The organism is Pelosinus fermentans JBW45, from assembly GCF_000271665.2.
Classification (GTDB): Bacteria; Bacillota; Negativicutes; order DSM-13327; family DSM-13327; genus Pelosinus; species Pelosinus baikalensis.
On sequence record NZ_CP010978.1, the window covers coordinates 3,487,641 to 3,513,303 of the forward strand.

A 25,663-nucleotide genomic window follows, 5' to 3' on the forward strand; every position below is an offset into this window, starting at 1 on the left:
TATCTATCTATACGTTCCCCATAACCATTCCAATCTTCATTCCATCAAGAAAACCCTTGTTATAGTGCATATAGGTAGTTGTCACCACCAGCTGAGTAACGGCTTCATCAACTTTTTCCGGCTGCCCCTCTAGTAGTTGATCGACTTGGTTCATGATTGTTGTATATTCACTAGAGAAGTTACCAAATTGCAGCTTTCCTTCTAATTTCTCTTGGCGCATAAGAACAAATTCCTGCCAATCGTGCAGTACATCGCCTTTCTCCATCCATTGCCCAGTAACTATACTTCTAATGGGTATGTTCATCTCCACGATCCTTTGTTGATTGCGGGGCTGAATGCTCTCTGCTTTCGCTGTCAAAACTCTTTGACGCCGCCGGCTGTTCCTGTTTCTTTTACTTCTTCTTATTGATACCAATGTATATCATCCCCCATATTCATACTGTATGAGGCTTCTTCTTTCTAAGATACCAGAAGAAGAAGCCAGAATACAGCTAGTGTAATGGGAGAAATTAAAAAGCCCATGCGAGGTTTTTCAAACCTACACATGCGCTTTGCTTCATCTTGATTGCATGCAGACGCTCAGCCTCTGCCAAAACTACAATCCTACTATCCCGAACACACCATCCCTTGTTTTCAGGGAAAGATCACGGTATAATAAATTGTCGTCGTAGACAGGTAACTGTTACGTGTAGGTGCTATGACACCTGCTCGTGCCTGAGAGTGGTGCAACACTCTTAGGACACGGCGACTTTTTAATTTCCACCTATTACTAATTATAGTACTTTTCGGTGGGATTGCAAGCAAAAAAGTATTGCAGGAGAACAGTTAACCATACTGATTATTTTCATAGAACTTCCTCAAAAAAATCCATAAAAATAGGTCAAGGTAACCGCAGAATACACGGCTACCTCTAAGTCATGACCACCACTTCAAGTGGTGGTTTGCCATTAGCCCTGTAAGGGCTGATTACTTGCTACGCCTAAAAGGCGGGTATCGCAAGCATTGTTACCATCTGCCTCTAAACGAGGCTTTTTTAGTTCATTTCTTCTTTTTCTGATTCTTCCTCTTGTTCTTGTATATATCTCTTAATTGCTTCTTCCGTGATATTTCCAACAGTTATTACGTAATAACCTCGTGCCCAAAATGCTCTGTTCTACTTAGTCCATTATCATACTAACATAGGAGGTCTCTTAATTCACTCGCAGTAACGCTTCCGCTTACTCTGTTCGCCCCAGCATAGCTGGGGGATTAGAATTTCATTTATACTAAACTCTATCTGTTTTGCGCCTTCCGGATGTGTAATGGACTGAAACTGAAAACGTAAATGGGATTAAATGAAACTTCCCCTGATATTACACCACTAGGTACACCAATAGACGCATTACCTTGTATTCCTGCTCCAGTCGTAGTGCCAATAGAGCCTCCTTCCAAAGCATCTCTGTATTTTTCCTCACTGCTTTTGTCTGCATTACCAAAATACCCCTGACTCTCGTAACCCCGGAACCCTGGCCCTTTGCCGGAAAAAGCGTTCCGCAGGAGAAAAGCCGGGCGGTATTCCGTTAAGAAATCCGTACTGTTTGAGCGCAGCGAGTTTACGGATTTTAGGAGTACCGCCTGGCTTTTCAGCCTTTGGAGGCTTCGGGCCTAGACCTTTTGTTACTTTTGGGGCAATGCCAAAAGTAAGACCTTGCTCTCCAGCTTTCTACCAGCGATTCAAACCTAATTATTTCGCTGCTAACTTAGGATACCTTATGTAGAAGATTCTTCGCTATGCTCAGAATAATGCTAATGAATCAAGCCTATCCGCAATGTTATGCCTTTAAAATCAATACTATAGCCAAAATTACTCACCGTTCTTATCAAGACAATAAAACCTCAGTCCAGGCATATCCAGTTACTTTACAAGTCTAATCTATCAAAAATATCTCTGTAATACAGGTATATTGCCACTGAATCTTTACTCGACTTAAAAACTATCTCATAATCTCCTTTCCGATAGATTGACTTATGAAAATGCTTATAAGCTTCTTCGCTCACAGGCTGCTTAACCCATCCTTTTCGGATCAGCTCTTGATAGTAATATTTCTCCACTTCTGCATCACTCATATTGTCATATTTATATTCAGCATTGATCCATCGTTTGACCATTTTTCTTCTATTTATACTAAACTCTATCTGTTTTGAACCTTCCGGATGTGTAATGGACTGAAACTGAAAACGTAAATTTTGCTCTCTACTTTCTATATCTGAGGGGTTAACAACTCGGTAAAGAAACGGAATTATTAATGAACCCAGAACAATAAAAAAACCTATCCCAACAACTATCGTTCTAAACCAGTCAAACACTTTTTTGATCATCCTGGTCATCCTCTTCACTTTTATTCATTGACATTAAACAAATACCAAGCATATCTACCGCCAAATGATTTTCCAATACTGGGATTAAATGAAACTTCCCCTGATATTACACCGCTAGGTACACCAATAGACGCATTACCTTGTATTCCTGCTCCAGTCGTAGTGCCGATAGAACCTCCTGCCAAGGCATCTCTGTATTTTTCCTCACTGCTTTTGTCTGCATTACCAAAATACCCCTGACCTACACTGCCTGTTACCGGATACGGAAGTCCTAAACCATATCCGACACTGGCATCAACCATTGCATAAACATTGCCCTTCTTATCCAGGATAAACCCACCTGCAAGTGAAGCAATCTTAAATATAGGGGTACTAAGTCCACCTTCAATAAATTCATAATCACTCTGCATAGTAGCTGGATTTGGTAATATGCCATTGTCAATTGCATCTTTAACTGCTTGCTTAAATCCATACGGATTCTCCGCCTCTGTGGCGGCAGTAACGGCTTCCACCTTATCAGCGGCTGCCTCGTTGTGGTCGTCGTTCTGGGCGCTGCCCGCGTTAATGACGATGGAGATCACGCCGCCTTTGACGCAGGTGAGTTTGCTCTGTTCGATTAGGGCCGGCGCGCCCTCCAGGATATGTTTCTTGTTGACGTTGATCCAGGCCAGCGGCGTTACGGGCGAGCAGGGTAATTTTGTCGCTGCGCAAAAGCCGTATTTCAGAATATGCTCACCCGGCTTGTGATCGTTGGCATTGAGCAGCGGCTCCAGTCCCGGCGTATAGGCGACGCCGTGATCGACAGGCAAATTCAGGATGTTTTCCGAACTGCCTTTGCTGCATTTGGATTTGGTTCCCCGAGGGATATACGCGGGTCCTGATGCGGTGGTTGACATGTTATTCCTTCACTTTCACCCGTTCCAGGCCGGCTGCCAGCGGTCTTCTTCTTAAGATGCTTTCAGCGGCGGCCAGCGATACGAGCCAGATTTCTTCGACGAGTCCGGCCACTTTGAGAATGTGTTTGCCCCGGACGGCGCCTTGTTTCACCACGAGTTCTTCCACGATACCGGTATCGTAGATTTTTGCTGTGCTGTGCAGACACTCCGTTGATTCGATATGCGGAATCCAATATAGCGGCACCGGCGACTTCACGCCTTCCGCCGCGTCAAAATCCAGCGGGTAGAGCTGAATACCCTTAAACTGGAGCTCCGGTTCGAGGAGCGAGAACAGGTCCCGGAACCGGTCGGCGATCATAAAGCAGGGCGACTGGAGCATATCGCAGATTTCAAGGCCCATGTCGGGCTGATAATAGGCGACGACCAAGTCCTCCAGTCTGGTAAAGGCGGCCCGATCCATTTTGTAGGGATAGTGTTCCCGATCAAGATTCTCGATGGCAATGGAATTGGATACGATATGGCTTTGGAAAAGCCGGAAATATTCGTCTGTCATGTTATTCCGCCCCGCCTTCCGTCGTTTGGACTGCGGCCAGTTCTTAGAAATCGGAACCGGTATAGTCGCCGCCTTCGATTGTTATTTTTGTCAGCAACGAGTCTGTCAGCAGATCGCCCGGAAAGCGGCAGTTTATGAGCTGCACACTGGAGATAAGGGGACGGCGGACGTCTTGTCAGCCTTTTTTTAACAATCCTTTACTTACTCCATCTGGATATTACTAATGATAAAATTCGTCCTTTTGGATTTATCTTGCTCTACTCTAATGCCCTTTCTTATAGGATAAATCGTTTTAAAAGTCATTGCATCTAGCAAAAGGTATAGATTCCCAAATATATTGAAATATATTCAACAAAAAAAAGAAAACAAAGGGACAGAAGAAAACAGGGACTTTGTTTCAGACCTTCCATCACCTTTTCTTTTTTGAAACAACATCCCTGTCCCTGTAAGATATATGTATTTATGTCGGTCAGCGCTTTCAACAAACCGTTGGTCATAGAATAATATATAGCCAAAAATAAAAATTAAAAACCAAAATGTAAAATCACTCGAAGGGGTGAAATGCTTTTCATATTGGTATTCATTTTATTAGCGACTTGAGCAATCGTACATGGCACTTCACCACACGCAACCATTGCCAGCATGAATTCTTTTTCTTTCGGCGCAGCTCGATCATAGCGCACTTTGAAAAAACTATCATCCAGGCTTTTCTCAAATACTGGATACGCTTCCTGCACGGATGTAATATCGATATTTTTATTTTTTATGGCAAACAATGTAACAGGCAGTCCTTTTTGGTTTACTCTATGTATAGCAGTAATTAATGCTTCAAATTCATCGTCTTTTAAATATTGTATTTCATCAATAAATAAGCACACTGAATTTTCACTATTTTTTGCAAGAGACCCCATCGAACAAATAATTCCGTAAGATCATTTGCGAAATTTCCTGTATCCGATACACCTACCGCTGCAACCATTCATAGAACTTCCTCAAAATATCCATAAATTCATATTTACTTTCTCCCAATGGCTATAAACAATGAATATTGAAACTCGGCTCCATCGATGTTCTTTACATCATTGTAAAAGGTATGTGATTCTACTTCTTTATATCCGATTTGTCCCAAAACTTCTTTTAGCTGATTTTGATTAAAGCCATGATGCCCACTAAAATCAGCCTCCAATTTGTGAAAGCTACCATCATCTTCATCTAAATCGACAATACACAGATGACCATCTGTCTTTAACAATTTATATAAGTTTGCTAAGGTTGTATCAATGTCAATAATATGATGTAATGCCATGGATGTATAAATTAAATCATATTTAGGCGTTAACAGATGGTCATCATCAATATTGTGTTGATAGGCTGCCATATTAGCTACTTTATTCTGTTGAATTTTTGATTTTAAGTTTTCGATCATACCTTGGGATGTATCAATACAGGTTATATCTTTTAGCTTGTCATAAAGTTGAAAGCTAATAAGACCCGTTCCGCAACCAAATTCTAGGGCACTATACGACTTTTTAAGCTTAACCGTATGAGCAATCTGCTCTGCAATGATCTTTGCCCTTTTTATTCTCTTTTCAGTATCCCAGCTTATAGACTGCATATTAAAATCCATCTTTCCCCTCCACTTTAATGATTTTTTTTTTACTACTGGTATTTGGTTTCAAAAATCTGTCTCTGTCAAATCAATAGCAAATTGCTCCTTTCTTTCATTCATTTAGAAGTTAGGATCACTCTTGTCGATTTACTTTTTATATACTGTATTTCCTACTTTATATGGATATCGCAAAAATCCTCCTAGCCATTGAACCTTGAGAACGTCTTACAAGTCTTAAAAGCCAACAAACTTAAACCTCATCGACAGCCTAAAAACCCTACATTAAGGCGCAAGTATGCCCATTGACATACTTGCGCCTTAATGTAGGGTTAATTTGCATTCAGGTTTAAGAAAATACCGATCTTATGTTTAATCACTGTACTTACTACATCATTACATGGCAGAATATTATTTCTCAAGGATGCATCTTCTTTGGTCTGCCCAAACATTCTTTTTGCTTCTTTGGTCCACCCAACAAGAAGCTCCGTACCGACATTGAATTTTCGTACACCGTAATTTGTACATTGACGAATATCTTCTTCTTTCACACCCGTACCGCCATGAATAACAAGGGGTACATCAATTGTTTCATTTATTTTCTTTAGCAAGGGTAAGTTCAATTCGGTTTTCGATTTATATTGACCATGATTGGTTCCGATTGCCACAGCTAGGGCATCAACACCTGTTGCTTCAACAAATTGTTTTGCCGCCTCAGGATCGGTAAAAACTTTTTCATTTTCTTTCACAAAAACCCCTTCTTCAGTTCCGCCAATCGTCCCCAATTCTCCTTCCACCGATACCCCTCTAGCATGGGCATAATTTACAACTTCCTGTGTTCTGAGAATATTCTCTTTAAATGGTAACGATGATCCATCATACATAACGGATGTATAGCCTGCTTCAATTGCATCTCTAATATCCTGAAAATCTTTTGCATGATCCAGATGAAGAACAACATCTACACTTTCATGCTCTGCCATATATTTGCATACACTGGCAATCACTCCATAACCAATATATTTGGCTGTTCCCGCACTTGTTTGAATTATAATGGGCGATCCCATTTCCTTTGCTGCCATGATCATGGATGGCAGCATTTCTAAATTATGCATATTAAAAGAGCCTACTGTAAAATTGAGTTTTTCGGCTTTTTCTGTAACCTTTCTTAATGTAGTATACATAAATTTAATACCTCCGCATTTTACACTGATTTATAAGCCACGAATTTCATCTTTCGTCATTTTTAGCAACATATCCATTTTATTTAAATAGTGCTGGAGCTTTTCATCATCTTTAGCCCATGCAGCTTCTTTTCGCTTAATGTTATAAAGCTTTACTAAGTTCGTATATGCTTTTCCCAATGTACGATTTTCTTCAATACTTTTTTCATAATATTGTATTGCCTGATCCGTTTCCTGGAGCTGAAAAAATATGTCACCGAGTGTATTTAGGCTTTTAATTCTATCTTCTGCTGATGAAATTAAAAGGTTTTCTTCCAACTCTTTTATTTGCTTATACAGCTCATTTTTTTGTTCTTCATTGATCACTGGCTCTTTAATCTCTGATTCATTATCTTTTTTACCTTTCTTTTTTGTCAAAAAAGAAAACACTATCGTTTTGCCCCCTTCTGTCTTTAGAATAATCCCATAAGAGGAGTAATAATCCATGCATACAGCAAGGCCGCGGCAACCGTATCAACGTCGGTAGCTGTTGCATTAACAAATCCCAACGAGTTCAATATTGTTATCAGCAAAGCCGGCAGCAATGTAATAAATATGCCATGAGCGATACCACCAATGATTGCTCCACGCTTACCACCAGCAACATTACCAAAAATTCCAGCCGTACCACCAGCAAAAAAGTTAGTTAACATTCCAGGCAAGATCATTGCAAGTCCAAAGCTAGGTAAAGCAAACATGGCTATCACTGTACCGATTGTCGTCGTTATAAAACCAACAATCACTGCATTTGGTGAATAAGCAAAAAGCACAGGGCAATCTAAAGCAGGAATGGCATCTGGAACAAGTTTCATCGCTATGCCCCTAAATGCAGGAACGATTTCAGCTAAGATTAAACGAACTCCTGAAAGCAGTACATAAACACCTACAACAAATTGAATGGCCTGTAAAAATGCATGAACAAGATAATTCGCATTGCCTGAAAACTGAGCACCAAATTCAGGCCCTGCAAAAAATGCGGTAACTAAATATAAGGGAACCATTACAACCATTACAGAGAGATATGTATCTTGTAGAAACTCAAAGCTTTTCGGTAATTTCACATCTTCTACTGATTTTGAAGGATCACCAACCAATTTTGCAACCCATGCTTCAAATAAATACCCAATTGTACAAAAATGCCCTAATGCAATATCATTACTGCCTGTAATTTTTCTAACAAAGGGTTGTGCAATGGCTGGCATAGCTACTGCAAAGATCCCACCAATTACCCCACCGACTATAATTAACGTCAAGCCTCTAAATCCTGCAAAGTATCCAAAGGCGGTGCACATCGTAGACATCCATAAAATTGCCTGACCTGTCAGAAAGATATATTTCCATTTTGTAAATCGTGCAATGACTATGTTCACAATAAAAATTGCCAAGAATGTAAATGCGATTTGACTGCCCAGGCCAAGTTCATTCATTGCTTGTCCGTTGATTGCTTCAATCGACGGAATAATCCCCTGCATTCCAAAACCCTGAGTAAATATTTTGCCAAAGTAAATTAAACTGCCTACGATAATCGAAGAGCCTGCAGATAATACTTGAAAGCCTAAGAGTGTCTTAAATGTACCTGAAATAATCTGTCCAAAAGATTTTTTCTGTAAAACCAACCCAAGTAATGCGATTAATGCAATGGTGATGGATGCTTGTGTCAAAATATTTTCAATAATAAAATTGATGATTGACATAATTCATCTCTCCTCTCTTTTTATAAAGAAGACTTGATTCAGATGGAGTTTTAACTCCACCTGAATCTTAGTCGCACTTATCCTTAGGACTTAGCCGCTCTTAAACTCCCACTTGTAGAAGATAGGAGTCTTAGAGCGGTTTAGTCATCGGATAAAAGACCTTTTTCTTTTAATATTGGGGATAATTTTTCCTCGATTTCTGCTTTACTTACAATATTTTTTAAATAGATAATTCTGGTTTTTACTTCATCAATACTAAATTTTTCAAATTGTGTCTTAAAATTCATCGCTGTAAGAATGATATCCGGGTGCATAGAAGCTGCCGAAGAAATATCACAATGATCCAAATTTGCCTCTACACCCAATTTCTGCAATACATCTTCGACACTCATTTGACAAGCAAAACTACTCCCAAGGCCAGCCCCACACACCATTAAAATATTGATTTTATTTGCCATGATGATCACCCCTTTTCTATATAATTTTTAATTGCTCAGCCAAAATACAATTATTTTGATCCAACTCTTTTTTCATACTCGATATCTCCTCTAAAGGTATACATGTCACCTTATTATCCTTGAATCCTATCATCTGCCCTGTAATCTTATTGCGTAACGATTCCCCTGCATGATACCCCATAAGCAATGCCTTTTCGATATCAGCAATCGCAGGATCACCCGACCTTTGACAATAGCCAAGAATGGTATGCCGAACACGTTCTTTCGTTATCTTCGTAATCTGTTCCCCCACTTCAAAGGAGGCACCTTGATCCCCTAAATGGTATGCTTTGCTCAAGAAACTTGCTTCACAGCATAAGATAATGCATTGCTGCTTTTCTTCCAGAACTTCTTTGATCCGATTGGTAATTCTCTGAAGATCAAATTTTCTTTCTGGAATAATCGCAATATCCGCACCACAGTATAATGCTGCTGCCAACGTTAATTGCCCGGAATCACCACCAAATGTTTCAATCATGAACACACGTCCTGCCATGTTGTGACCTGTTTGATGTATCCTTTGTACACAAGTCCGTATCGATTCTAATGCTGTATAATATCCTACTGTATATTCGCTTCCATAAATGTTGTTATCAATGGTCATAGGAATCAGTAATGTATCCAGACCTATTTCGGATAAAAGATAAGCTGCTTTCCCTGACCCATCCCCACCACATACAACCAATGAATCAATTTTATGTTCCGTAAGTTTCTTAAGAATCGCCTTCCTGCCAGCTTCCGTTAACGGTGCTTTAGAACGCGCTGTCCTTACCATCGATTCTCCATTTAAAATGGCTCGGCTTGTCATTGAATTTGTCAAGTGAATCGGTTCATTGTGAATAATTCCATCATATCCACCTTGAAATCCAAAAACGTCTATATTCTGATGAACAAGGAGTCCATGGAATACCGCATTTATACCACTTGCATCACCGCCGCTAGTAATAATCCCAATGCGTTTATCTGTCATTTCTTACTCCTCCTTATGCATAAATAAAAATTTCTTGAAATTTTCCAAATCTTTTTGTGACAGCAACTGATCAATTTTCCATTCTTGATTAATGGTGTTTACAATCGATTTCATTATATTTAAATGAGAGAAATTATCTACAGCAGCCAAACAGAAAATAATTTTCACAGGATCATTATCTTCATGTCCAAAGCATATAGGATTCGCTAAGGTCATTATGCTTAACCCCAGCTTATTGACACCATCTTCGGGTCTTGCATGGGCGAGCGCAACTCCTTTTCCTACAACAATATATGGGCCATAGGTTTTTACAGCATGAATCATTGCTGTAATATATTCTTCTTTTATGTAATGCTCTTCCAGCAATGGCTGTGCAACAAGTTTAATTGCATCTTCCCAATTTTCTGCCTCTTTATTTAACAGAATCTGCCTGTCTTTCAGGATCTCACTTATCATCGGTTGGACTCCCCTCTTATTAATAATAATTTTATTCTTTTCAAATAGTTGCTCTAAATCATCAATAAAGTTTTTCATATTGATTTTTGCACTATTTCTTTCCACAGCTTCACATATTTCTTTAAAGAATTTGGTTGTATTCAATGTACTTTTTTTAGATTTCTTGATTTCAGAATTCTCTATTAGAAAACGCTGAATCTTTTTCCTATCATAATCACGCAGTAATGGATCAATTTTCAAGGAAGGCATGTCAGCAACATCAGCCTCAATTGTTTTTAATGCAAAATCAGCATCTAATCGCTTAATAGCGTCCAAATTATAACTGTTTAATACACCAATAACATCAAAATCATAGTATTTTTTCAAATTTTCTGATAACAAAATTCCTGTTCCAACTCCATGTCCACAAATGACAACTACACGATATTTCGCTAAATTATTTTCTTCTAATTTTTCTTCAGAGGCACTAAAATGAACTGTTATATAGGCTATCTCATCATTTGAAATATGGCATTTACAATACGTTTCTACTATCTGTATTGCTTCTTTCGTTGCATGAAATGTCGGAGAATATTCTTCCATGATCATACTTTTGAGGGGATTGAATAGAGTTACACCATTTTTTATGCGTCTAAGCAACGATTCAATATGATTAAATAATCGCTCAAAGATCTCCTTATCTTCAGAAAAAGGTATGGATGTTAAAATTTCCATCTTCTCAATAAAACGAATGGTTAGCATTTGTGCCCCGCCCCAAGCTTGTGTCAAGGAAGGCCGTGTACCTAAATTGAAACTATCAATAATGTAGCAAAGAAAATACATTTCGCCTGCATCCATTTCAATTGGGCTCTTCTTTTTAAGTTGCGAAACAAATGCCAGTACAATCTTGTACGAGTGCAATTTTTTATATGACAAGAAAAATTCTTCTTTTATCTCATGTTTTTGTGTAAGTCGTTTATGCCAAATCGATAACATAATGGAAAGTTGGCGGCAACCTAATTCGTCCAAAGTGATCTCTCTAAATTGGCCCATCGTTCTTAAGGTTGAATACATCCATAAAAGCATCTTTGGGTCTAAATAATCAGAAATAATCATTTCCTTACTATTCATTATCTGCTTATTCAAGCAACTGTCTATCATGATTCCTACATCAATATACTCGTTAATGAAATTATTGATAAATATCCGGATTGACCATTCCTCTCCCAGCAAAACAAAGCCTTTTTTTGCTTCACTTTTAATGGTTACATCATTGCTTGCTACGATCTTGCGAATTTTTTTCATATCAGAATCAATCGTACTTTTGCTTACAACTAATTCATCCGCTAGATTTTTCCCCAATATTGGCTTGTTTTCATTCAATATTGAAAAAAGAATGATCATTAATCTTTCTTCATTGGTGTAATATACTATACTTTTAGGTTGGGCCTCGACGTATTGATGAAATACCTTTTTTTGCGGATCATTTAGCGTTAATTTCAAGCCAAATTTTCTGCTTTGTTCAATTTGAGGTAAATGTAAGATTTGTAACAATCCATTCGCTTTTTCCACTTCATAACGAATCATTCTTTCTGTTTTTTGAAAAACAGCAGTCAATTCTGTAAATGAGATATATTCAGTTTTCGTTAACAAAAATTCTAATAGATTTATATCTCTACTAATCATCTTTCCACCTCATACTCAGTATAAAAGTAACGATATGCAAAAAAAAGTAGAACTTTTTTCAATTTTTTTTTGGAAATTCCTGCACTATATATAAAACTAGAAATGAAAATGCACATATTACTCTCCATTGACTTCTTCTATAATAAAAATAAAATCCTGCTAAATTGAAATGCTCAACTAGCAGGATTTACATCAAATTTATATTTTTAAAAAAGGAATTTTTACTCTTTTATGGTACAATTATACTGTAAATAATTGTATTATTAGGAGATCTTATGGATTTTTTTCACATTATGATAATTGGCGCAATAACAGGAACACTTTCAATGATACTGATTTATATTTATTTGTATTTTATGTATCGCGAACGCTACATTGCAATTTGGACAGTTGCTTGGTTTATTCTTTTACTAAGAAATATCTTTTTTGACTCTGGAATATTTGATTGGAAAGACTCTATCTTCCCCTTTATGATCTATCAACTATTGTTTATTGGCTGTAGTTTAATATTTGTATGGGGTACCTCTATCTTTGTCGGTCGAACTTTCAAAAAATGGTGGATGTACGGAGCCGCTAGCGCTTCACTATTAAGTATTTTATTTTTTTTATTGGAATTTCCTATCCTCTATAAATTAATACCGCCTACTTGGTTTGCAGGCATAGTGTTAGCATGGATAGCCATAGCTTTCATCCGTTATGTGGACTTAATCGGGGTCGGTAAAATCATAATTGGCATTGCCTTCGCCTTATGGAGCATTCTCACTATAATTATGCCATTTTTCTTTGAAACCTTTCCATATTTGATCGCTATCACCGGCGGTATTTTAAGGCTACTTATTACCATTAGTACTGTAATGTTTTTTTTAGAAAGAAGTAGCAGAAATTTAATTCATAAAGAAGCTCGGTACCGCTTCTTGATGGATAACGCCATTGATGTCATTTATTATTATCGTCTACTGCCAACCACAAAGCTTGATTACATCAGTCCAGCCATTTTTGCCATTACGGGCTATACTTCTGAAGAATATTATGCAGACGAAAAATTAGTTTTCAATTTGATATATCCCGATGACCGTCACGTTTTCGATAATTTTATTAATAATCCTTCCCAGGCTAATAAGCTATCTATCACATTACGCCTAGTCCGAAAAGATAAAAATATAGTGTGGATAGAACAAAAATGCATGTTAATTTATGATAAAATGGATAATCTCGTAGCATTAGAAGGTGTTATTCGAGATATTACCGATCGAAAATTAGAACAAGCCGCCGCATTAAATATGGTAGGAAATATGGCTGTTACGGTAGCTCATGAAATTAGGAATCCACTGACTACCATACGAGGATATCTACAACTTTTGGAAAAGAAGAACAAATATCAAAGTGACAAAGATACGTTTGATTTAATGATTGAAGAAATAGATAAAGCCAATACCATTATTCGAGAATATCTTGCTCTATCAGGAGAAAAACTAGCCCATTTAGAGCTATGCTCTTTAAATTCTGTTATTGAGTCAGTATTTCCTTTACTAAAAGCGGATGCCTCCTCAAAGGTATCCATAGCTCTTGATCTGACTGACATACCAAATTTATTATTGGATAAAAACGAAATCCGTCAGCTGCTACTAAATCTAGTGCTAAATAGTATCGAAGCGATGCCCTTGGGAGGTAAACTATTTATAAAAACATTTCAAGAAAATAATACTGTTAATCTATCTATCATTGATCAAGGCCCTGGAATACCCCCATATATACTTAATAAATTGGGAACACCTTTCATTACTACTAAAGACACTGGCACTGGCTTAGGTCTTCCAATATGTTACCAAATTGCACATAGGCATGATGCTTCAATTGATATCAAAACAAGTGAGCAAGGAACTTCCTTTTCGATCTATTTTAAAATTCCTGACATCTAGAATAAAACCTCTTTCTGGAGAGTAAATCTCTCCTGGAAAGAGGTTTTATTTGGTGTCCCCATATATTAAACATTAATTATTTTTTTACTACTGGTATCCATACTTCGCATTTATAATCCTGTGCTGATGGATCTCCAGGGAAATATACTTCAATTTCAGGTGCATCCCCATGTTTAAAGTCTGTTGCAGGCAACCATTCCTGGAAGATTCTTTGCCACACAGTTTGTATTGCATGTGGCATGGGTCCTACTGATGTAAATACAGCCCAATTACTCGCTGGGATTTCTCTGGTTTCAAAACCAGTATCTTTCAAATCATTCACATCTTCTATTGCAATCATGTAAGAAAATTGCTTTTTGTCATGCTCAAAATCCATACATATGCCCAATATATGTTGTCTGCTATCGATTGAACAAATTTTTTCACAAGTTCCATCGAAATTACATGTATTCCACAATTCAGGAATTTGTTGTAGTTCTTGTCCCTCTTTTGTTGATACTTTGAATGCTTTGCCAATAACCTTAAATGCTTCTTTTAGGACAATACGATGATTCATATTTTGCTCTCCCTTACTATCATTTTTCACTGAAAACAATATAAATTTTTGGTATTATGTTTCCTCTCCACTGTGCCTTTATATCTAATCATTCTCTTATCTTTCCTACAAGTTTTAAAGGATTCAGCCAAAATCCAGCAATACATGTTTTACCATCTTCTTGGGTAAAGACACTTCTAATCAATACAGGTTCTTGCCCTTGAGAAAACGTACCTTTATAAGAAACCGTAATGTAGTTTTCTCTAATTTCAATACTCATAAATTCCTTGGAAAGATAAGTACCATATGTACCTTTAATCGTGGCATCAATTTCTCTAAATTTAGACTCTGCAACAGCTGCTTTCATTTGTGGACTAAAATTCCTACTATATTGATTATAATTACCTTCATTAAGCATTAAAAGCATATTTTCGGTAGCTGGATCGGCAATTTTCCGTATTTCCTCACCATAGCTCCATATTGCCTTACTTTCTCTGTTTTGTTTTGCCGCAAAGCAAGGAGTCGCCACACACACTAGTATAATCAATACAAATAAACATATCCTTTTCACAATTGCAATTTCACCCCTTTCCCTCGTTCATATGTTAAGATTGCTTCAGTAGGTTCACTTTTTATATACTATATTCTTTTATATAGGCATACCAAAGTCCTGCCATTGACTATTGCACATCAAAAGTAATAGCCATTTCATAACGCATCAATATTTACAGCATATTCGATTTTATTGGCAACCTCCTTGGCGAGAGCACTACCAAAAAGAATTTTAAGAATATAAAAGCCGAGTTCTAAGCCTGAGGTCACTCCTGCAGACGTAATTATGTTACCATCACGTACAACTTTGGCTTTTTCTACAGTAATTGTATTATAAGCTTGTAATTCTGCAAATGCAGAGTGATAAGTAGTCGCTTTTTTACCATCAAGCAATCCCATCTCCGCTAAAATAAATGCACCTGTGCAAACTGATGCAATATATTGAATCTGTTTTGACTGATGCAGGATAAATTTTTGAATCTCAGGATTATACATAGCTTCCAGACGCCCTTTACCACCAGGTACAACTAGAATATCTAAATTCGGACAAGTAGCAAATGAATGGTCGGGAAAAATCTTCATTCCATTATAGGCTTGTATTCGTTCCAACTTTTCAGCAATAAGAAATACCTGAGAGCTATCTTCCTTAATTTTATTGATATAACTTAATACCTCAAATGGCGCTACAAAATCCATCTCCTCTACTTGAGGGAAAATAAGAATACCGATTTTAATCATATATAATGCTCCTCCAGTCTTTCTTTGCTTATCCTTGCTCCACCATTAAAAAACAAAATTAACTTCACCTAAGCGCTCTGTTATCTCACTAATGATCTTTTTCTCTTCCTCTTCATTCTTTGCTTCAAAAGTAACGGAAAGTCGAATATATGCTCCTGCGTCATCCCATGGAACTGTCGAAATTAGTTTTTCCCGAATTAAAAAATCCGAAAAATCCGCTGCTGATACAAAACATCTTCCATCTTTAGTACGTTGGGGAATGGCAACATACAGGTAAAATGATGCTTTAGGCTTGCTGACTGAAAAACCAATACGTTTTAATGCATTTACTAATAATGTATGTCGGCGGGAATATTTCAAAGCTGTCTTTTCCGTTATTTCAGGATGCTGCAAACAATAAACACCTGCCTTTTGGATTGCAGCGAACTGACCGGAGTCATTATCATCTTTAATCGTTGCAAAACCTTTAATTACGAGTGGATTGCCACATACAAAAGCCAGTCGCCATCCAGTCATATTGAACGCCTTGGATAAGGAATGAATTTCAATTCCCACATCTTTAGCGCCTTCCACAGACAAAAAGCTAAGCGGGCGCTCTCCTTCAAAAGTAAGTGCTGCATAGGCAGCATCAGATACAACAATAATCTTGTTTGCTTTAGCAAACTGTACGACTTTTTCAAAGAACTCTTTAGTCGCTGTAGCTCCGGTTGGATTGTTCGGATAGTTAATATAGAGCAATTTCGCTCTATGGCGTTGTTCTAAGGTCAAGGAATCTAAATCAGGCAAATAATTGTTTTCAGCTAAGAGTGGTAAATTGACCACCTCTCCCCCTAAGCCTTTCGTCATCGTTCCCATAACAGGATATCCAGGCACCGTCATAATCGTAATATCACCAGGATTAATAAAAGCTAGCGGCAAAAGTGCCAAAATCGATTTGGAACCAATTCCATGATTTACTTCATTAGCTGAATTAAGACCATGCACTTGATAAACATTCTCCATATACTGAACAGCAGCATCCTTAAATTCTTGGATGCCATTATCAGTATACCCTCTATTTTCTCTCAACTTCGCTTGATTGTATAGGATTTCTACAACGTCATCCTCTGCCATCCAATCTGGTTCACCCACTCCGAGATCAATCAATCTCACATTAGGATTGTTTTTACACGCCTCTCTTTTGGCTCGTTTTATTTTTTCAAATTTGTATAGGACTGCATCGTTGCCGAAATTATTTCCACCGATTCGCTCCGCGAATAATTGCTGAATAAAATTTTCCATCATACTCAATCCCTTCCTTTTATACAATTGATTGACTCCTGTCATTTACTTATTTCCTACAGATGCCTACTGTTTGTATTATACAAATATCCTACCAAACCTCTCTAATGCATTCCTTTGACTATTAATACTTGGCTTTTTCTAAAGCGGTTACAAGCAATTCTACCGCCCCCATGACTTCGCGAACATGACCACGCGGCAGGTTCGATATGATATCTTTATAATAATTTTCAATGCTTTTCTGCAGTTGCAGCGCAATCTCTTTACCTTTCTCCGTAAGAACTGCCTCTACAACTCGTTTATCAGATACCCCTCTTTTACGAAGGATAAGATCATCCCGAACTAAATTGTTCATAATTCTAGTAATTGTACTAATTTCAAGGTGCATTTTTTTACTAATTTCATTAATAGAAAGGCTCTGGTGTTTATATATTTCTAGTAATATATAACACTGAGAGCTGGTAAAACCAAATATTTTAATCTGTTCTCTCTCCAAAATTTGAAACGTTCGTACTGTCTTTTGCAGCAACTCACCAATGTCTTCTACACAACGATTGTATTTTTCTTCTTCACTAACTATATCTTTTCACTCCCATCGTCTTATAGTTATTTGTATCATACAAATAACTATTTGTCAATTCCAGGATATACTGTTTACAGGCTGGAATTATCGTTATTTTTAAAACTTCATTTTTAAATAGTTCTACTTTTTTACGTTTTAGAATCGTTAGTTTTAAAGAAGTGCCACTCTATTCCGATAGGGTGGCACTTCTTGCTTCTACTAGAATTCTTATAGTTAAGATAATTTGCCTCCTGCTTCCGCCTTAGACATTATCAATATCCAGCACTTTCTCCTACAACGACTACCGTTATATCTGTCACCATCGGTTTTTTTCTCATTACCGAGTATACTCTGCAAATTCTAGTTTTAGCTTGACAGTTCATACAGGAGCCTGTTCTCGTACAGGGATTTGGCATGTCAAGCCTTTTATTATTCATGGGTGCAGCGATACTTTCTAATCTTTCAAAAGCAGCTTTTTCATCTCTGCATATTTTATCTGTGCTAACGACTATCACTACTTTTTTAGGACCAAAAGTCATTGCACTTACCCGATTTCCCATTCCGTCTATATTGACTAGCAAACCATCTAAGGTAATTGCATTGCTACTGCATAAAAATAAGTCACTTACCAATTCTTCTCGTGCAGTAGCGATCCTCTCTTCCATAGTCAGACCTGCTGCACCATGATCAATCACCTTTCCGCCAGCAGCCTTCACTTGATCTTGAATTGCCATGCTGTCGATTGTCATTGATCCACCAAACCCTACTGTAGTTCCCGGTTTTACATGCTCCATAATAAAAGCCGCTGCCTCTTTTGTCGTCGCAAAATATACGGCGTCGAATTCATTTTTGGTTAAAGCATCCACCGCCTTATTCCCGATTGTTTCGTTATGCCAATTTTTCACTGCCAATTCCGATTCCCCCTAAAATTAGTTTATTGCTGAGTGATTTTATTTTCTCTTTAAATATACTCTTACATTTATAATAATAGATACTAAAGTTTAAATCAGCAAGTAGGCACTTAATTGTTTTATAGTATCCAATTTTATACCAAAGTATCATTCCTAATATATTCCACAATGGTACATATTTCTCCTTAATCGGTTGCAATTTTTACTTCCCACCACGTTGTGTAAAACTGCTATGAAAGCGAAAAAAGCTTTACGAAAACCTCGTAAAGCTAAGAATAGACCGAACGTAAAACAAATATATCGTTTTTTCAAGTGAAACACCATCCTTTCATTCTTGTACTAGGTACAAATCGTATTTCTTCGCACAAACAATGTCAATATCAAACCAATAACAGACAGAATCAGAAAAACCATGAAATTCTGCTGGGTTCCAAAGGCAATCGACTGAGCGATACCATCTGTCGTCATATTGGAAAACTCTTGGGAGTATTTTACACTGTTCATCGTTAAAATACTTGAGGCAAGTGCGGTTCCCACTGCGCCGGCCACTTGCTGCAATGTACCTATAATGGCAGCTCCATCTGCATAGTATTGCTGGGGAAGCTGATTGAGACTATTGGTTTGCGCCGGCATTGCCAGCATAGAAGCGCCAAGCATGAAAACGGTATAGATAATGGTTAATTCGACGAAGCTAATCGACACAAGTGAAAAAAGAAGCAGGGTAATACTAAGCAGCAAAAACCCTGTAGTAAGTAAAAGCCTAGGACCATGTGTATCGTAAAACTTGCCGGTAACCGGAGACATGATTCCATTTACGACCGCACCGGGCAACATTGCCAAAGCTGCTGCGATGCTGGAATATCCTAATGTTTTTTGTATATACAATGGCAGCACAAAGCCTGCCGCTAAGACACTCATCATACTGATCATGACAATACATGCACCTATGGTAAACATGGAATTGGAAAATACACGCACCTGAATCAACGGCTTAGCCAATCGTAGCTGCCTATACGCAAATGCAGCCAGACTAAACCCTCCCATCATAATATAGCCAAATACGGCAGGACTGCTCCAGCCTAAGTCAGCGGATATACTCACTCCATAGACAATACCCACAAAAGCAATGGTGGACAAAAGAACAGATAGAAAATCAACCGCTATTCTTTCTTTCGAATGAATGTCAGGAATATAGTTGCTGCCCATCATAAAGGAGACCACAAGTATTGGCAGCATACTGATAAAAATCCAATGCCAGTTTATCCATTCAATAACGAACCCGCCAAAAGTAGGACCCAATGCAGGTGCAAAACTAGTGACAAGCCCAACGATTCCCATACATTTGCCTCGCTTAGCAATCGGAATTTTTTCTAAAATGATGTTCATCATTAATGGGAAAGAAATACTGGTTCCTATTGCCTGAACAATTCTTCCGAGGAACAGCATTTCAAAATTCAGTGTAAAGGCGCAAAGAAGTGTTCCAAAGGTAAAAATGGTGACTGCTGCCTGAAATAGTGCTTTTGTCCGAAAATGCTTCACAAATAGTGGAGAAAGCGGCAGCAGGATGGATAACGTTAGCAGATACCCCGTGGTTAGCCATTGAATGACAACTGCTGATATGCCAAATTCATTCATTAACAAAGCATAGGCAATATTTAATGCTGTTTCTGAGAGAATGCCAATAAAAGTAACAATCGCAATGGATACAACAGCGATCATTGTATTACGTTCAGACACATGAGATTGTGTTGGCATCTCAATATCTTTACTTTTACAATTCATCATTTTTTCTAGATACCTCTTTCATAGACTGATAGATGAATTCTACAGTCTCTATCATTGACAGATATTTTCCTTGCTCCATTTCTGAAAAATATTCCGCCAGCTTTGCATGATAATCTAAAACATACTTTTGTACACATTCTTTACCAAAGGAGGTAGGTTCCACCAGTACAATTCTTTTATCATCATCAGCCACTGTTTTTTTCACCGTTCCTATATCAACCAATTCGTTTATCAGCTTTGTAATGCTAGGCTTGGTAATCTGCATAGCTGTACTTACATCGGTGACCCGAACGCTCCCGTTTTGATTGTACTTTCTGTAAATCACATCAAGTACACGAATATGACTAGGTTTCATATCCTTAGGTAGTTCTGGCATACACTCTAATGCTTTTTTCGCAAGCCACAACGCCTCTAATATTGGAATGACCATATCATCCTTAGCCATGCTATCCCTCTTTTCCTAAAACTATAAATAGTTACTTATAGTAATTATTATATATAACTAAAGGCAATTTATCAAGTACTTATTGCGATATCGGGCCTTTGTGGTTCATACATCTTATTATTTTTCTTCAAAAAAATAAGCAACCTCCCATCCAGTACAGGACAGAAAGTTACCTTTTAAAATGCGAGCCTGACCGCTTCGACGCATTAGTCATACTCCAAACTGCCAATGCATCTATTAACTTACGAATTAATAAAGGCTTGAGTCTATTCCGGTGAATTAGAATGGGAAACAACCGTTTTCTTCTGAATGAACAGTGCTATGATGCCACCAAGGTTATCTTCACAATAAGACTTTCATTAAGGGTGAAGGCATCTGTATAACATCCACTAGTAATTATTTAAAGCCCCGTCTTATAAAATTTTGTATCCACTTTCATAATCGGAAATGCATCTGGCAATACCTCTTTTGCTACTTGAACAAAATTATTTTTTTCATAAAAACGATGTGCAGCTACGAATTTCTCGGTGGTTCCCAGGTATATTTCACGTATGTTATGCTCACTAGCCCATGACGTTAACTGTAATAGCAGCAGCTTGGCTATGTTATGCCCTTTTCCTCGATAATCAGCTTTCACAAACATTTTTCTTAATGCACCTTGCTGATTTCCAATATCAATCAGCGCAATCGTTCCTACAATCTGTTGATCATAAATAGCAATCCAAAAATTCCCCCGTCCAGATTGGTAGAAGTTAGGTATGTCACTTAAATCCGGCTGATCTTCTTTGCTGATCGGAATGTTAAACTCACTTCGCTGAATGGTAAGAATTAAATCAATGACTTCGTCTTGATATTCTTTAGAAAATTTCTGTACAATAACTTTTTCCATATATTCACCTCTCTATAGAATGACCTCTTTACAGTTTAAATTCCCGTACTTCTTATCACGAATCGACTGAATACAGTCAGCATGCTCACTTTTCTCAAAGAATTCGATATTTGCAAAGTTCATTTAAGTGGTTGATATTTCAACTACTTAAATTTTAATGCCAACTAGTTGAAATGTCAACTAGTTGGCATTAAAATAATTTTTAGGCTTCTTCCCTTTTCTCATCTTAATCGCGGCACCTGCGATACTTAAAATGCTTATACATCAATGCTATAGACAGTAACAATGTCATCATTTCAGCAATGGGCACTGTAAGCCAAATGCCCTTAATACCAAGTAAAATCGGTAATATAATAATTCCTACGCCAATCCATAGAATGCCTTTACTCAAAGCAATTAAGGCAGAGCTTTTGGGCTTAGAAATCGCAGTAAAGTAACCTGATGCAACGATATTGAAACCATTTACGAGAAATGCAAATGCATACAGTCGCGCACCATATACAGCAAAATTAAGAATATGTTCACTGTTAACATCTAAGAATATGGCAATAATATCTCTAGCAAAGATGGAAATCACAGCAAAAAATCCTACACCAATCGTTAATGCCGACAAGGCGGCAAGCTTCACTGTCTTTTTTACCCGCTCCATTTCACCGCTGCCATAATTATAACTAATGATCGCGCCGACACCGTCTGATAATCCGATCAGTACATTATTGCCAATAAAGGACAGATAACTAATGGCTGTAAAGGCGGCTACACCGACCTCGCCGACATAGCGCATAAGCGTAATATTAAATAGAAAGGTGGTAACACCAGTTCCAATCTCCGATAGCCCTTCGGCTGACCCATTATAAATGATCGTAGCGGCTGATGTTTTCTTAAAGCTGCCTTTGCACAGCTTCAATGTAGTTCTTCCCGTTATAAAGGGAAATATCGCTAATAAAAATGCGATACTATAGCCTAGTCCTGTCGCAAAAGCGGCGCCTTTAATTCCTAAGGCCAGCTGTACAATGAATAAATAATTAAACAGCATATGGCTTGTAACAGAAATAACTAAAATCACCATTGCATATATGGGTTTTCCCATGACTTTTAATACATAATCCAAAACAAACATAACCCCGAAAAAAGGCAGAAATAAACCGATATAACTAATATAGGTTGTTACCATAGGCATTAATTGCTCATTTGCCCCCAAGAAACCGGCGATCTGTTTTGTAGCTCCAATAGCCATTATGGATAACAAGAGTGACACCCCCACGATTAAAATAAGCGCTGTTTTGAAGGTATCATTCGCCTCTTTTATGTTGCCCTGTCCTAACATTTGACCAATATGACTCTGCGTCCCAATCCCGATTATCACACCAACGGCAAGCATCAAACTCGAAAATGGCATAGCAATATTTACACTTGCTAACGCATTGGCCCCAATATAATTACCGACGAAGAAACCATCCACAATTGTATTGAGCCCTAAAAATAGCATCCCCGAAATCGTAGGAATACTGTATTTTAGAAATAATGTAGTAATTTTTTCTTTTCCTAATATGCTTTCACCCATATTATCACCCCTTATAAGAGGATAAACCTTAGAGTTACTCCAATGTCAAGAATTATCGATTGTTCTGACGCTTCACTTCTTCAACAATCGTCTTAACTCCCTCATCGATTTGCTCCAGCTGCGCCCGTGAAATGCTGATCCGTAAAAACTTCTCCTGCTTCAAGTAATCAGACAAATAAAATCCGTTTCCAGGAACGACGCGAACATTCCTGGCCGCAAGCCGCTTCATAAGACCAACTATATTCACTTTTTCCGGCAGTTTAAACTGCATATAGACGCCAGAACTGCCCTTCGACACTTCTAGCAATTCGTCCTTAATATTATACCGTTCTACTGCGTCATTCAATGCATGAATTCGCGCTGTATACAAGCTGCCTATTTTGTGTTTATGATGCTCGTACATGCCATTTTTGATATATACTTCAAGCGCCGCCTGAGACAAAAGTGAGGTATCCTCGTATCTTTTGTAAGCAAGGAAGGTTTTTAGCAGCCCTTCCGGCAAAACGACCACTCCCAGCCTCAATCCTGGAAAAATGATTTTTGAGAAGCTTTTCAGGTAAACAACATGAGAGGTCTGGTCGCAGGCGAAAATCGGCTCAAAATCTTGTTTTGCTCCCAAATCCGCCATATAATCGTCTTCCACAACATACACATCATATTGATCAGCCAACTTGACAATCGCCTTTCTTTCCTCCCTAGTATAAGAGGTACCCAAGGGATTGTGGTATCGCGGCATGGTGTAAAAAAATTTAATCTTGCCATTTTTGAATTTTTCCTCTAATTCTTGCAAATCAATCCCCTGTGCCCTACGAGTAATCCCGCAAACCTGTATTCCTTCCGCTTCCAAAAAACGTAAATAAAGATCGTAGCTGGGTTGTTCAACTAAAACCACCATTTTCTCGTTGGGAAACGGCATCTTCGCCAAAATTTCCAATGCCTGCTGGACACCAGAAGTAACAATGATCTGTTCCTTTTTTGCAAACACTTGGGCATTAGCCAAATGAGATACAATCGTTTGCCGCAATGTCTCCAGCCCTTGAGAATCACCATAGGTAAACAAGTGATACTTGTATTTGTCGATCGCTTTATTCAAGCAATGCTGGAAATCCAAATACGGGAATACATTTAAATCCGGCGAGGCTGAAGCAAAATCGATGGCTCCTCCCTTGGTACTATTATGTAAATCTCCAGGCTTAGCAACAACGTAAAAGCCACTTTGTGGAATTGAATAAATAGCATGACGCTTTTCCAGCTCTACATATGTCCGCATAATTGTGCTGATACTACACCTATACAACTCTGCAGCGCTGCGAAGAGATGGCAGCCTTTGACCAGAACGATACTGCCCTCCTCTGATTTTATCCTCGATATCGGATAGGATTGAAAAATATTTTTTCACACCACTTTCCCCCTGCTTAGAATCCTCGGACATCAATATGGCATTTGCGTTGTAATCAATCTTTTTGGTATTCTTTATTATACCTCAGGAAACTGTTACGATACAGTTTTACTAAAAAAGCATTGTTAGAATCAGCATTTTATAATACCGTTAAGATAACGGGTGAGACATTCGCCAACTCCCCGATTGTTTAGGAAGGTGATATACAATGAAGCCAAAAGAACTACGACTTGCTTATTTATTTGCCGTACTTAATGCGGTGATTATTGGGTTTTCATTTTTATTTACCAAGATAGCCCTCGAATATGCACATCCCCTCGACACGCTGACCTACCGCTTTGCTGCCTCTTTTTTCGTCATGTCAGTTCCAGTTGTCTTCGGTTGGGTCAAAATTACGTACCGCGGCAAACCCTTGTATAAAGCACTACTGCTAGCAGCTATTTATCCCCTGGGATTCTTCATGTTTCAATCCTTCGGACTGCAGCATGCTACCTCTGCCGAAGGAGGCATTATGTACGCATTCACACCAGTCGTGACAATGGTATTCGCATCTATATTTTTGAAGGAAGCAACAACTCTCTTGCAGAAGCTATCCATCTTCCTGTCAGTGTTCGGCGTTATATTTATCTTTATTCTGACGGGAAGCAGCATCGATTTGTCGAACCTGACGGGGCTCTTCCTATTGTTCTTAACATGCGTAACTTTTGCCGGTTACAGCGTCTTGGCCCGTTCTCTTTCGAAGCATTTTAGCCCAGCAGAACTTTCCTATTTTATGCTGGCAATTGGCTTTGTCGCTTTTGGAGCGGTTTCTCTCGCCCACCATGGAATGGCCGGGACATTGGATCTCTTTTTTGCTCCTCTTGCCAGCGGTACTTTTATCACCTCTATCCTCTATCTGGGCATCCTGTCTTCCCTCGTCACAGCATTGACAGCAAACTATATCTTATCCAAAATAGAAGCTTCAAAAATGAGTGTATTCACCAATCTATCAACAGTTGTCTCCATTGCCGCCGGGTCACTATTTCTCGGTGAAAAAGTGACCATCTATCATCTGATCGGCTCGCTGATGATTATAACCGGGGTTATTGGAGCGAATCATTTTGGACAGAAAAAGACGGTGGAATAAGTCAATCCCCATGCTATACAAGCTAGCATGGGGATTTCG

The 25,663-nt window shown here is 38.2% G+C and carries 25 protein-coding genes and 1 pseudogene; 2 read left to right on the top strand and 24 right to left on the bottom strand.

The window, feature by feature from the left end; translation table 11 throughout:
- Positions 1 to 7: 7 nt before the first annotated feature.
- The 13 genes and pseudogenes from JBW_RS15505 to JBW_RS15560 all read right to left on the bottom strand — a co-directional run bounded on the left by JBW_RS15505 (position 8) and on the right by JBW_RS15560 (position 11,918).
- Positions 8 to 358 carry a hypothetical protein gene (locus JBW_RS15505; protein ID WP_036680539.1) on the bottom strand — a complete coding sequence of 117 codons (351 nt, stop codon included), beginning with the start codon at positions 356 to 358 and terminating at the stop codon, positions 8 to 10.
- Between the two features lie 675 nt (positions 359 to 1,033).
- Positions 1,034 to 1,138 (bottom strand): annotated as a pseudogene (locus tag JBW_RS24140) (IS200/IS605 family transposase); the annotation flags it as partial.
- A gap of 761 nt (positions 1,139 to 1,899) precedes the next feature.
- Positions 1,900 to 2,358 carry a hypothetical protein gene (locus tag JBW_RS15510; protein ID WP_045820625.1) on the bottom strand — a complete coding sequence of 153 codons (459 nt, stop codon included), beginning with the start codon at positions 2,356 to 2,358 and terminating at the stop codon, positions 1,900 to 1,902.
- Positions 2,359 to 2,378: 20 nt separating this feature from the next.
- Complete coding sequence (locus JBW_RS25785) at positions 2,379 to 3,254, bottom strand: DUF4280 domain-containing protein (protein ID WP_007959824.1); 876 nt, start codon at positions 3,252 to 3,254, stop codon at positions 2,379 to 2,381.
- Position 3,255: 1 nt separating this feature from the next.
- Complete coding sequence (locus JBW_RS15520) at positions 3,256 to 3,807, bottom strand: hypothetical protein (protein WP_045820626.1); 552 nt, start codon at positions 3,805 to 3,807, stop codon at positions 3,256 to 3,258.
- A 524-nt stretch (positions 3,808 to 4,331) separates the two neighbouring features.
- Complete coding sequence (locus JBW_RS15525; RefSeq protein WP_158453464.1) at positions 4,332 to 4,685, bottom strand: hypothetical protein; 354 nt, start codon at positions 4,683 to 4,685, stop codon at positions 4,332 to 4,334.
- A gap of 137 nt (positions 4,686 to 4,822) precedes the next feature.
- Complete coding sequence (locus JBW_RS15530) at positions 4,823 to 5,434, bottom strand: class I SAM-dependent DNA methyltransferase (protein ID WP_007958068.1); 612 nt, start codon at positions 5,432 to 5,434, stop codon at positions 4,823 to 4,825.
- Positions 5,435 to 5,745: 311 nt separating this feature from the next.
- A complete protein-coding gene (locus tag JBW_RS15535; protein ID WP_007958069.1) occupies positions 5,746 to 6,597 on the bottom strand; it encodes a class II fructose-bisphosphate aldolase in 852 nt (283 codons plus the stop codon).
- 30 nt (positions 6,598 to 6,627) lie between these two features.
- A complete protein-coding gene (locus JBW_RS15540) occupies positions 6,628 to 7,014 on the bottom strand; it encodes a tetratricopeptide repeat protein (protein WP_158453465.1) in 387 nt (128 codons plus the stop codon).
- 35 nt (positions 7,015 to 7,049) lie between these two features.
- Positions 7,050 to 8,330 (bottom strand): PTS sugar transporter subunit IIC, encoded by a 1,281-nt coding sequence (locus JBW_RS15545; protein ID WP_007958071.1) that lies wholly within the window; start codon positions 8,328 to 8,330, stop codon positions 7,050 to 7,052.
- Between the two features lie 140 nt (positions 8,331 to 8,470).
- Positions 8,471 to 8,788, bottom strand: coding sequence for a PTS sugar transporter subunit IIB (locus tag JBW_RS15550; RefSeq protein WP_007958072.1), 318 nt, complete (start codon positions 8,786 to 8,788; stop codon positions 8,471 to 8,473).
- Between the two features lie 16 nt (positions 8,789 to 8,804).
- Entirely contained in the window at positions 8,805 to 9,797 is a 993-nt protein-coding gene (locus tag JBW_RS15555; protein ID WP_007958073.1) for a 6-phosphofructokinase, read from the bottom strand.
- Positions 9,798 to 9,800: 3 nt separating this feature from the next.
- Entirely contained in the window at positions 9,801 to 11,918 is a 2,118-nt protein-coding gene (locus tag JBW_RS15560) for a BglG family transcription antiterminator (protein ID WP_007958074.1), read from the bottom strand.
- Positions 11,919 to 12,193: 275 nt separating this feature from the next.
- On the opposite strand from JBW_RS15560, the gene JBW_RS15565 reads away from it, so the two are divergent.
- On the top strand, positions 12,194 to 13,837 hold the full coding sequence (locus JBW_RS15565) for an ATP-binding protein (RefSeq protein ID WP_007958082.1): 1,644 nt from the start codon (positions 12,194 to 12,196) through the stop codon (positions 13,835 to 13,837).
- Between the two features lie 76 nt (positions 13,838 to 13,913).
- On the opposite strand, the gene JBW_RS15570 is transcribed toward JBW_RS15565, so the two are convergent.
- From JBW_RS15570 to JBW_RS15625, 11 genes are all read right to left on the bottom strand, one after another.
- Positions 13,914 to 14,423 carry a GyrI-like domain-containing protein gene (locus JBW_RS15570; RefSeq protein WP_200896997.1) on the bottom strand — a complete coding sequence of 170 codons (510 nt, stop codon included), beginning with the start codon at positions 14,421 to 14,423 and terminating at the stop codon, positions 13,914 to 13,916.
- Positions 14,424 to 14,481: 58 nt separating this feature from the next.
- Entirely contained in the window at positions 14,482 to 14,919 is a 438-nt protein-coding gene (locus JBW_RS15575) for a DUF3887 domain-containing protein (RefSeq protein ID WP_007958084.1), read from the bottom strand.
- A 161-nt stretch (positions 14,920 to 15,080) separates the two neighbouring features.
- A complete protein-coding gene (locus JBW_RS15580) occupies positions 15,081 to 15,662 on the bottom strand; it encodes a DJ-1/PfpI family protein (RefSeq protein WP_007958085.1) in 582 nt (193 codons plus the stop codon).
- Between the two features lie 45 nt (positions 15,663 to 15,707).
- Positions 15,708 to 16,970, bottom strand: a complete 1,263-nt coding sequence (locus JBW_RS15585) for an LL-diaminopimelate aminotransferase (RefSeq protein ID WP_082076261.1) — start codon at positions 16,968 to 16,970, stop codon at positions 15,708 to 15,710.
- Between the two features lie 97 nt (positions 16,971 to 17,067).
- Entirely contained in the window at positions 17,068 to 17,472 is a 405-nt protein-coding gene (locus JBW_RS15590; RefSeq protein WP_007958087.1) for a MarR family winged helix-turn-helix transcriptional regulator, read from the bottom strand.
- Positions 17,473 to 17,777: 305 nt separating this feature from the next.
- Positions 17,778 to 18,410 carry a lactate utilization protein gene (locus tag JBW_RS15595; protein ID WP_235334265.1) on the bottom strand — a complete coding sequence of 211 codons (633 nt, stop codon included), beginning with the start codon at positions 18,408 to 18,410 and terminating at the stop codon, positions 17,778 to 17,780.
- 345 nt (positions 18,411 to 18,755) lie between these two features.
- Entirely contained in the window at positions 18,756 to 20,201 is a 1,446-nt protein-coding gene (locus JBW_RS15605) for a DHA2 family efflux MFS transporter permease subunit (protein WP_007958090.1), read from the bottom strand.
- Complete coding sequence (locus tag JBW_RS15610; protein WP_007958091.1) at positions 20,188 to 20,646, bottom strand: MarR family winged helix-turn-helix transcriptional regulator; 459 nt, start codon at positions 20,644 to 20,646, stop codon at positions 20,188 to 20,190. The genes JBW_RS15605 and JBW_RS15610 overlap by 14 nt, the downstream gene beginning before the upstream one ends.
- Before the next feature lie 400 nt (positions 20,647 to 21,046).
- Entirely contained in the window at positions 21,047 to 21,535 is a 489-nt protein-coding gene (locus tag JBW_RS15615; protein ID WP_007958092.1) for a GNAT family N-acetyltransferase, read from the bottom strand.
- Between the two features lie 226 nt (positions 21,536 to 21,761).
- Entirely contained in the window at positions 21,762 to 23,099 is a 1,338-nt protein-coding gene (locus JBW_RS15620) for an MATE family efflux transporter (protein ID WP_007958093.1), read from the bottom strand.
- A gap of 52 nt (positions 23,100 to 23,151) precedes the next feature.
- Positions 23,152 to 24,498, bottom strand: coding sequence for a PLP-dependent aminotransferase family protein (locus tag JBW_RS15625; RefSeq protein ID WP_007958094.1), 1,347 nt, complete (start codon positions 24,496 to 24,498; stop codon positions 23,152 to 23,154).
- 208 nt (positions 24,499 to 24,706) lie between these two features.
- Between JBW_RS15625 and JBW_RS15630 the strand changes: the two genes are divergently transcribed.
- Complete coding sequence (locus JBW_RS15630) at positions 24,707 to 25,624, top strand: DMT family transporter (protein ID WP_007958095.1); 918 nt, start codon at positions 24,707 to 24,709, stop codon at positions 25,622 to 25,624.
- The last annotated feature ends 39 nt before the right edge of the window (positions 25,625 to 25,663 follow it).

Coding starts and splice junctions, on each gene's coding strand:
- JBW_RS15510 (WP_045820625.1), bottom strand. CDS start 2,358: ATGATCAAAAAAGTGTTTGACTGGTTTAGAACGATAGTTGTTGGGATA.
- JBW_RS25785 (WP_007959824.1), bottom strand. CDS start 3,254: ATGTCAACCACCGCATCAGGACCCGCGTATATCCCTCGGGGAACCAAA.
- JBW_RS15520 (WP_045820626.1), bottom strand. CDS start 3,807: ATGACAGACGAATATTTCCGGCTTTTCCAAAGCCATATCGTATCCAAT.
- JBW_RS15530 (WP_007958068.1), bottom strand. CDS start 5,434: ATGGATTTTAATATGCAGTCTATAAGCTGGGATACTGAAAAGAGAATA.
- JBW_RS15535 (WP_007958069.1), bottom strand. CDS start 6,597: ATGTATACTACATTAAGAAAGGTTACAGAAAAAGCCGAAAAACTCAAT.
- JBW_RS15545 (WP_007958071.1), bottom strand. CDS start 8,330: ATGTCAATCATCAATTTTATTATTGAAAATATTTTGACACAAGCATCC.
- JBW_RS15550 (WP_007958072.1), bottom strand. CDS start 8,788: ATGGCAAATAAAATCAATATTTTAATGGTGTGTGGGGCTGGCCTTGGG.
- JBW_RS15555 (WP_007958073.1), bottom strand. CDS start 9,797: ATGACAGATAAACGCATTGGGATTATTACTAGCGGCGGTGATGCAAGT.
- JBW_RS15560 (WP_007958074.1), bottom strand. CDS start 11,918: ATGATTAGTAGAGATATAAATCTATTAGAATTTTTGTTAACGAAAACT.
- JBW_RS15565 (WP_007958082.1), top strand. CDS start 12,194: ATGGATTTTTTTCACATTATGATAATTGGCGCAATAACAGGAACACTT.
- JBW_RS15580 (WP_007958085.1), bottom strand. CDS start 15,662: ATGATTAAAATCGGTATTCTTATTTTCCCTCAAGTAGAGGAGATGGAT.
- JBW_RS15605 (WP_007958090.1), bottom strand. CDS start 20,201: ATGATGAATTGTAAAAGTAAAGATATTGAGATGCCAACACAATCTCAT.
- JBW_RS15610 (WP_007958091.1), bottom strand. CDS start 20,646: ATGGCTAAGGATGATATGGTCATTCCAATATTAGAGGCGTTGTGGCTT.
- JBW_RS15615 (WP_007958092.1), bottom strand. CDS start 21,535: ATGGAAAAAGTTATTGTACAGAAATTTTCTAAAGAATATCAAGACGAA.
- JBW_RS15620 (WP_007958093.1), bottom strand. CDS start 23,099: ATGGGTGAAAGCATATTAGGAAAAGAAAAAATTACTACATTATTTCTA.
- JBW_RS15630 (WP_007958095.1), top strand. CDS start 24,707: ATGAAGCCAAAAGAACTACGACTTGCTTATTTATTTGCCGTACTTAAT.